This window comes from Nocardia sp., assembly GCF_025465275.1.
Classification (GTDB): Bacteria; Actinomycetota; Actinomycetes; order Mycobacteriales; family Mycobacteriaceae; genus Nocardia.
On record NZ_JAODNK010000238.1, the window covers coordinates 21727 to 29997 of the forward strand.

Genomic DNA, 8271 nt, shown 5'->3' on the forward strand with positions numbered 1-8271 from the left:
GCCAACGGAACTACGAAGGCGGAAGGGGCCCTTGGGCTGTCGGCGGCATTGACGACAGCACACGGCCGCAGGACGATTGCCCAGCGGCGTGCTATGGGTGGTTAGAGGTTCCAGATTCGGGTCGCGTTGCCGGAGAGGATGAGTGAACGTTCCTCGGCGGGAATGCCTTTGAACTGTTCTTCGATGATCTTCTGAGAGTTGGGCCAGCTGGTCACCGGGTGCGGGTAGTCGGTGGACCACATGATGTTTTCGACGCCGATCAGGTCGCGCATGCGATGGAGCCCGAGTCCTTCGTCGACGAAGGTCAAAGACACGTTGCGGCGGAAGTAGTAGCTGGGGAGCTCGGTGAGGCCCGGGTATTTGTAGCCCTGCCGCTTTACCATGTCGTCGACGGTGTCGAGCCACCAAGCGACCCAGGAGATTCCGGGTTCGACGAAGACGACCTTCAGGTCGGGGAACCGCACGAGGACTCCACCCATGATCCACATGCCGAACGCTTCGGCGGTCATCAAGGGCGTCATGGGGACCATGATTCCCTTGTTCGGGGTGGGGTCGCGCTGGGCGAGATCGCTCAACGTGGTCTTGAGCCCGATATGGCAACAGATCGGGAGGCCGGTCTCCTCGATGGTGGCGAACAGCGGGTCGTAGCGTTCGTGGTAGTAGTCGGGCTGTCCGAGTTCGGGTGGGAAGACCGGCAGCTGAAGGGATTTGCCGCCGAGTTCGGCGACGCGCTGTACCTCCGCGACCGCCAGGTCGATGTCGTGGATGGGGATCTGGTAGGAGACCAGTAGCCGTTTGGGGTCGGACTGGGAGAATTCGTGCAGCGCGTCGTTGAATGCCCGCACGGTCTCGGAGACGCCGTCCTTGACGTCGCTGAGGTAGCGGAACGCGCTGACTTCACTGAAGAGGACCTCGACGTCGACGCCGTCGGCATCCATGTCCTTGAGCCGCTCGACCGGGTCCCAGTAGCCGGCCCGGGAGAACACCGAGTTGGACGCCGCGATTGCGTCGGTCCGCTGCTGTTTGGCGCCGGCCTGGTTCGCTGCGCCGACGCCGCGGCTCATCTTCGCGTCGTAGGCGCCGGATGCTTCGTCGTATGCCGCGTGCAGTCGGGTGGGGAGGTGGTTCTTGACCTGCTCGTGCGTCATCTTGACGTGCGAATCGGTGGATATCAGGCGCTCGGACATACTGATCTGCCTTTCAAACAATCCGCCTTCAGCGGCGGAGAGCACGACATTGTGGCTGTAGACCGGGCGGCCCCTGGCGTCATCGCACGTGCGACGAATGGAGCGTGATCGCTCTGGCCTGGCAGTCACCCGGTATTATAGTATCTACTATGCCAGACGGATTGACACAGTCAAGGGCGGGATTTGCCCTGACGGGCAATCGTCCGTATACAGTGACTGATATAAAGTATATTTTAAGAACACCTGGGAGTCGAATTGACTTGCGGTGAGCTGAGGGAGAGACATTGAACGTCGCCACAATCCTGGAGATGGCTGCGGGGGGCTACGGCGACCGCATTGCGATCGGCCGGCGTGCCGATGGCCTCGGCTACGAACGGTTGCGGCAACTGGCCGTGGCCGGTGCGGCACGCCTAGGTGACGGGGTAGAAGTGGTGGGATTCGTCGGCCAGAGTGGACCCGCGTTCGTCACGGCCTTCTTCGCGAGTGCGGTGCGCGGTGTGCCGTTCATGCCGCTGAACTATCGACTCGGCGAAGCCCAGCTCAACGAGCTGCTGAGTCGGCACGCGGGCGCGGTGATCATTGCCGACCCGCGATACGTCGACTCGCTGAAAGTAGCCGGTGAGGTAGTGACCACCGACGACTGGCTTTCCGAACTGTCCCGCGAGGCAACGGATCCCGCGGTCGATGTCTCGGCGATCGGTGAGCCCAGTCGGCCGGCGCTGTACCTCTACACCAGTGGTACGAGCGCCGCCCCGAAGGCGGCGATTCTGCACCACCATCATCTGACGTCCTACATTCTGGGCTCGGTGGAGTTCGGTGCCGCCGCACCTGACGACGCGGCGCTGGTCAGTGTCCCGCCGTACCACATCGCGGGTGTCGCCAATCTGCTGTCGAACGTCTTCTCCGGCCGCCGGATCGTGTACCTGCCGGACTTCACGCCAGAGAGCTGGCTGTCGACCGTCAGGTCCGAGGGCATCACGCAGGCCATGGTGGTGCCGACCATGCTGGCTCGCATTGTGGACGCGATCGGCGAGGATAAGGCCGGGCCGCCCTCGCTGAAATTTATCTCCTACGGTGGCTCGCGGATGCATGAGAGCGTGCTGCGGCGTGCGCTGCATGCCTTCCCGGAGGCCGGCTTCGTCAATGCGTACGGACTGACCGAGACCAGTTCGTCGATTGCCGTGCTGGGCCCGGATGACCATCGGACCGCGCTGGAGTCGCCGGATCCCGCTGTGGCACGGCGGTTGTCGTCGGTGGGCCGGCTTATCCCCGGCATCGAGGTCCAGATCCGCGATCAGGACAGACAGGTGCTGCCGACCGGCACGGTTGGTGACGTCTGGGTGCGCGGTGAGCAGGTCTCGGGCGAGTACGCCGGTAGCGGTTCGGTATGCGATGCGGATTCATGGTTCCCCACTCGCGATGCGGGCTGGGTTGACGACGAGGGGTATCTGTTCATCGAGGGCCGGACCGACGACACGATCATTCGCGGGGGCGAGAACATCGCGCCTGCCGAGATCGAGGACGTGCTGTTGCAACATCCCGATGTCGAGGATGCGGCCGTGGTGGGAGTGCCCGACGAGGAGTGGGGCCATCGGGTCGCCGCGGCGGTCAAGCTGCGACCGGGGGCGACGGTCGAGCCCGAGGAGCTGGTCGCGTGGACTCGCAAGCACCTGCGTAGCTCGCGGGCTGCCGAAACGGTCGTGATACGGAATGAATTGCCGCGTACCGACACCGGCAAACTATTGCGCCGACAGGTCCTCGATGACCTGCGCGAGCTGAGCCCTGGGGTGCAGGCATGACCGCGTACGCCATGGACCTCAGCGCGCAGCGCAGTGCGCTCGACATTTCAGCTCTGCTGCTGCGGGTGATCGTCGGCGGAACGATGCTGGCGCACGGCTGGAACCACTTCTTCGGCGGTGGACGGCTGCCCGGCACCACACGCTGGTTTTCCTCGATCGGAATGCGGCACGCACGTCTGCATGCGGTGCTGGCCTCGGTGACGGAAGTGGGGGCTGGTGCGCTACTGCTGCTCGGGCTGCTCACGCCACTGGCCAGTGCCGCGGTCGTGGGTTGCATGTTGGTTGCGCTGGTGGCGAACCATATTCGCAACGGGTTCTTCATCTTCCGCCCTGGCGAGGGGTACGAGTACGTGCTGATGATCATTGTGGTCGCGGCGGCGATCGGCGCGTCCGGTGGTGGTTCGTGGTCTCTGGACAACCTGTTCGACATCACCATCGCCGGATGGCCGGGCCTGGCAACAGCGGCGGTACTCGGCGGCCTCGCCGGGGCGCTTGCGCTCGGAACCAGTTGGCGCAGACCGAAATCGGAAGTATCGGCATGACCTCGCTCGAGCATAGGGGCGACGACGGAACGCAAAGGAGTGCACAGTATGTCCATTCGTGATGCAGTGATCGTCGACGGGGTGCGGACCCCGGTCGGCAAACGAGGCGGCGCCCTCGCTCACTACCATTCGGCGGACCTGTCAGCCCATGTCTTGAATGCGCTGGCCGAACGCAATGGACTCGACCCCGCTGTCGTCGATGACGTGGTGTGGGGTTGTGTGAACCAAACCGGGCAGCAGGCCGGGAATGTGGGCCGCATGGCTGTTCTCGGCGCCGGTTGGCCGGAATCCGTGCCGGCGTCCACGATCGATCGGCAGTGCGGTTCCTCGCAGCAGTCGATTCATTTCGCCGCGGCCGGCCTGATCTCGGGACAGTACGACATCGCTGTCGCGGGTGGTGTCGAGATCATGTCGGCTGTTCCGATCGGAGCCACATGGGCGACCGAGCAGTTCGGTCTGCCCGGTGGGCCTCTGGTGGCGGCACGCTACGGCACCGGGTTCAATCAGGGCCTCGGCGCCGAAATGATTGCCGAGAAGTGGGCTCTGGACCGGGAACGAGTCGATACGTTCTCGGCACGATCGCACGAGAAGCTCGCGGCTGCCATCGATTCCGGCGTTTTCGACGCACAGATCACCGCCGTGCCGACCGCCGATGGCGGCTCCCTGACGGTGGATCAGGGCCTGCGCCGGGGAACCTCGCTGGAGAAGCTGGCTGCGCTGAAGCCCGTTTTCAAGGAGGACGGTGTCATCCATGCCGGCAATTCGTCTCAGATCAGCGACGGCGCGGCAGGTTTGCTCATGATGACCTCCGAGCGCGCGCGGGAACTGGGTATGCGGCCGATCTGCCGGGTACACACCGCCGTGGTCACGGGCGACGACCCCGTCATCATGCTCACTGCCCCGATCCCGGCAACCGCGAAGGCGCTCAACCGATCCGGGCTCTCGTTGTCCGACATCGGTGTGTATGAAGTGAACGAGGCGTTCGCGACCGTACCACTGGCGTGGCTGCACGAGACCGGGGCGGACGAGTCGCGGTTGAACCCGAACGGGGGCGCCATCGCGATGGGTCATCCGCTGGGCGCCTCGGGTGCTCGAATCATGACGACGATGATCAACCATATGCGGGACAACGGCATTCGATACGGCCTTCAAACAATGTGCGAAGGCGGCGGCATGGCCAACTGCACGATCGTCGAGCTGCTGGGCTGAGAAGGATTGTGGGAGCGGATTGCCCACGAGCAGTCCGTCCTTGTCACAGAAATTCGAAAATAGTAACGTACTGCGGACATAGTGGTTACTATGTGCGCAGTTGACGAAGAGGTGAACGCCCGTGGTACGAGTTATCCCCCCTGTTCCGAATCGTGATGATCAGTTCTTCTGGGATGGCGTCGAACAGGGGCGCTTGCTGATTCGGCAATGTGCGAAGTGCGCGCGACTGCAGCACCCGCCCAGCCCCATGTGCCCGCAGTGCGGGTCCGTGGAGTGGGATGCCCACGACGCGGCGGGTACAGGCACGGTGTGCAGCTGGATTGTGTCGCGGCACCCCAGCCAGCCGGACGCCGATGCGCGCATCGTCGCGGTGATCGAGCTTGTCGAAGGTGCTCGCATTGTCACCAATCTGCAGGAGATCGACCCTGCGCAGGTTGTCGACGGAATGGCTGTCGAGGTGACCTTCGACGAGCTCGGCGGCGTCAAGCTGCCGCAGTTCCGGCCGATTGCGAAGTGAGGTTCTCATGGCTCTGAAAAAAGGCAAGGCGGCGATCGCTGGGGTCGGCCAAACCGAATTCTCCAAGGATTCCGGGCGCAGCGAGCTGCAGCTCGCGTGTGAGGCGGTGCGTCACGCGCTCGCCGACGCCGGACTGCAGCCCGCTGACGTGGACGGCTTGGTCACGATGACCGTGGACGACAACGATGAACTCGCCTTGATGCGCAGCGTCGGTATCGACCGTGTGCGATGGACTTCGCGCACGCCCTTCGGCGGCGGCGGTTCGGCGGCCATGGTCGAGCACGCGGCCGCGGCGGTGGCGGCAGGCGTGGCCGATGTTGTGGTCGTCTACCGGGCGTTCAACGAACGCTCGGGCACTCGGTTCGGGCAGCCCATACGAAACGGGGGGATCCCCGAGCTCAACTTCCATCTTCCCTATGGACTGGACACGCCCGCGAAGATGTTCTCGCTCTGGTTCCAGAGCTACATGAATCGGTATGGCTTGACGAACGAGGATTTCGGCAGATACACGGTGGTCGCAAGGAAGCATGCCGCGACAAATCCGAATTCGTGGTTCTACGAGCGTCCGATAACGCTGGCGGATCACCAGGCGTCACGGTGGATCGTCGAGCCCATCCTGCGTCTGCTGGACTGCTGTCAGGAAAGCGACGGTGGCGTGGCCCTGGTGGTGACCAGCCCCGAACGTGCGCGCGACATGCAGCACCCGGTCGTCGCCATCGAAGCAGCCACGCAAGGAAATGTGGCAGGGGACAATACGCTGTTCAATTATTACGGTGCCGACATGACCCGGTTCACGCAGGCAGAATACGTAGCCGAACAACTGTGGGGGAGTACCGGTTTGACTCCCGACGATATCGATGCGGCAATGATCTACGAGAACTTCAGTCCGGTCGTGTTCTATCAACTCGAGGCCTACGGATTCTGTGGTCCCGGTGAAGCCAAGGACTACATCAAGGATGGCAATATCGAGATCGGTGGAAAGCTACCGGTGAATACGCACGGTGGTCTGCTCGGTGAGGCGTACATCCACGGGATAAACAACATCATCGAAGGGGTCCGTCAAATTCGTGGCACTGCGGTGAATCAGATTTCCGGTGCTTCGCATATCCTCTGCGCCGCCGGCCAGAGCGCGGTCGTGCTGGGAAGTGGTGAGTAGTCATGGGTGTTCTCGACGGCATCAAGGTACTGGACCTGTCCTGGGGAATCGCCGGCCCGATCACCGGCATGCTGCTCGCCGACCACGGCGCGCAGGTGACGAAAATCGAACCGCCCGAAGGTGATCCGTGGCGGCGGTTCTCGGGCTACCGAATCTGGAACCGCGGCAAGCGCAGCGCTGCCCTCGACCTGAAAGATGACACGGACCGGAAGCGATTCCTGGCGCTGGCTCGGTCGGCGGACGTCGTGATCGAGAGCTTCACGCCCGGAACCACCGAACGGCTCGGCATTGATTACCCGACATTGCAGGCGATCAATCCGCGAGTGATCTACTGCTCCATCACCGGCTACGGCGAGGACGGCCCTGATGCCGAGCGGCCGGGGATCGATGCGCTGGTTGCCGCTCGGACGGGGCACCAGTTCGAGGGGCGCGGGACCGTCGGCGGGACGATCGCGCGCCTGTCCGGACATGAGCCGGTCATGCCCGAGTTGACGGGACCACCGCCGGGCTCCTGGGTGGGACCGGATCGGGAAGGGCCACTGTTCAGCGGTGTGCCGTGGGTCAGTCTGGGCGCGGCTTACATTGCCTCGGTCGGTGTCAATGCCGCGCTGCGGGCGCGCGAACACACTGGGCGAGGACAGCGTGTGCAGGCGTCGCTGCTGCACGGCGTGCTCGCCACCACGATCGCAGGATGGCAGCAGGTGGACAAGCCTGATACGCCCGACTTCCAGACCTGGGTCAACGACAGCCGGGCGCCCAAGGGTTTTTTCCGCACGTCCGACGGCCGCTGGACCCATCATTGGGTACCACTGCCCGAGTTCATCTTGAACGCGTCGGCGAATGGACTACGTGCCACGCCTGAAGTGAGGTCGCCGAAGGACGCGTCGCTTCGAGTCAGCCCCATGTCGGAGGACATGGTCATCCTGCACGCCTTCCAGGAGCAGCTGGCTGAGGCGGTCGTTCGCTACCCGGCCCAGGATTGGGTGGATCTTGCCCACCAGGTCGGCGTGCCGGTGCAGATGGTGCGGTCGCCCGAAGAGGCGCTCTTGGACCCGCTCCTGCTGGCCGATGGCTGTGTCGTCGAAATCGATGATCCCGAGGTGGGTCCGATTCGGCAGGTAGGCAGGATCGTCGAACTGGCCCGGCATCCGCAACCGACTCCGCAACCCGCGCCGGCCTTCGGTGCTCACACCGAGGAGGTCCGCGCGGAGGCGGACGCTGTGCTTGCGGCGCAACCGGATTCGCCGTCCGCGGCGGTTCCGGCGGCCTCGGATGCGCGCAGTCTGTCGGCCCCATTGGCGGGTGTGACCGTGCTCGATCTCGGCTTGGCCGTCGCCGGACCGTTCGGCACTCAGGTGCTGGCCGAGCTGGGGGCCCGCGTCATCAAGGTCAACACCAAGACCGACAAGTTCTGGTTCAGCAATCACATCGCGATGTGCTGCAACCGGGATAAGGAATCCATCGTGCTCGATTTGAAGGATCCCGAAGGGCTGGCAGTTCTGCACCGCTTGGTCGAGCAGGCCGACGTGGTCCAGCACAACATGCGTTACGATGCCGCTGCGCGACTGGGCGTCGGCTACGAAGACCTGCGCAAGATCAATCCGGCACTGATCTACTGCCATACGCTCGGCCATGAGCAGGGACCGCGCGCGCAGGATCCGGGTAACGATCAGACGGCCGCGGCCCTGGCCGGGACTTCCTGGCTCGATGGCGGACTCGACAATGACGGCCGGCCGATCTGGTCGTGTACGTCGCTGGGCGATACCGGCAACGGATTCCTATCCGCGCTGGGGATCATCCAGGCCCTCTACGATCGCGATCGCACCGGAGAAGGTCAATTCGTGCGCACGTCGATTCTGTA

Annotated in this window: 7 protein-coding genes and 1 pseudogene; 7 read left to right on the top strand and 1 reads right to left on the bottom strand. The window is 63.9% G+C overall.

The features are described 5' to 3' along the window. Nucleotides 1-101: 101 nt before the first annotated feature. A complete protein-coding gene (locus JWN03_RS45275) occupies nt 102-1187 on the bottom strand; it encodes an amidohydrolase family protein (RefSeq protein ID WP_297629007.1) in 1086 nt (361 codons plus the stop codon). 284 nt (nt 1188-1471) lie between these two features. On the opposite strand from JWN03_RS45275, the gene JWN03_RS45280 reads away from it, so the two are divergent. The 7 genes and pseudogenes from JWN03_RS45280 to JWN03_RS45310 form a co-directional block, all read left to right on the top strand. Beyond that, nucleotides 1472-2986, top strand: a complete 1515-nt coding sequence (locus tag JWN03_RS45280; RefSeq protein WP_297629008.1) for a class I adenylate-forming enzyme family protein — start codon at nt 1472-1474, stop codon at nt 2984-2986. Further along, the gene (locus tag JWN03_RS45285; protein ID WP_297629009.1) at nt 2983-3528 is read left to right on the top strand and encodes a DoxX family protein; all 546 of its coding nucleotides are present in this window, start codon (nt 2983-2985) and stop codon (nt 3526-3528) included. The genes JWN03_RS45280 and JWN03_RS45285 overlap by 4 nt, the downstream gene beginning before the upstream one ends. Before the next feature lie 54 nt (nt 3529-3582). Further along, on the top strand, nt 3583-4737 hold the full coding sequence (locus JWN03_RS45290) for a thiolase family protein (RefSeq protein WP_297629012.1): 1155 nt from the start codon (nt 3583-3585) through the stop codon (nt 4735-4737). A 121-nt stretch (nt 4738-4858) separates the two neighbouring features. Beyond that, nucleotides 4859-4993, top strand: a pseudogene (locus JWN03_RS45295) (zinc ribbon domain-containing protein); the annotation flags it as partial. A 12-nt stretch (nt 4994-5005) separates the two neighbouring features. After that, a complete protein-coding gene (locus JWN03_RS45300; RefSeq protein WP_297629013.1) occupies nt 5006-5254 on the top strand; it encodes a Zn-ribbon domain-containing OB-fold protein in 249 nt (82 codons plus the stop codon). Nucleotides 5255-5261: 7 nt separating this feature from the next. Next, the gene (locus JWN03_RS45305; RefSeq protein ID WP_297629010.1) at nt 5262-6410 is read left to right on the top strand and encodes a thiolase C-terminal domain-containing protein; all 1149 of its coding nucleotides are present in this window, start codon (nt 5262-5264) and stop codon (nt 6408-6410) included. A 2-nt stretch (nt 6411-6412) separates the two neighbouring features. Next, nucleotides 6413-8271: CaiB/BaiF CoA-transferase family protein (locus JWN03_RS45310; protein WP_297629011.1), on the top strand; the 1859-nt coding region annotated here is incomplete at its 3' end.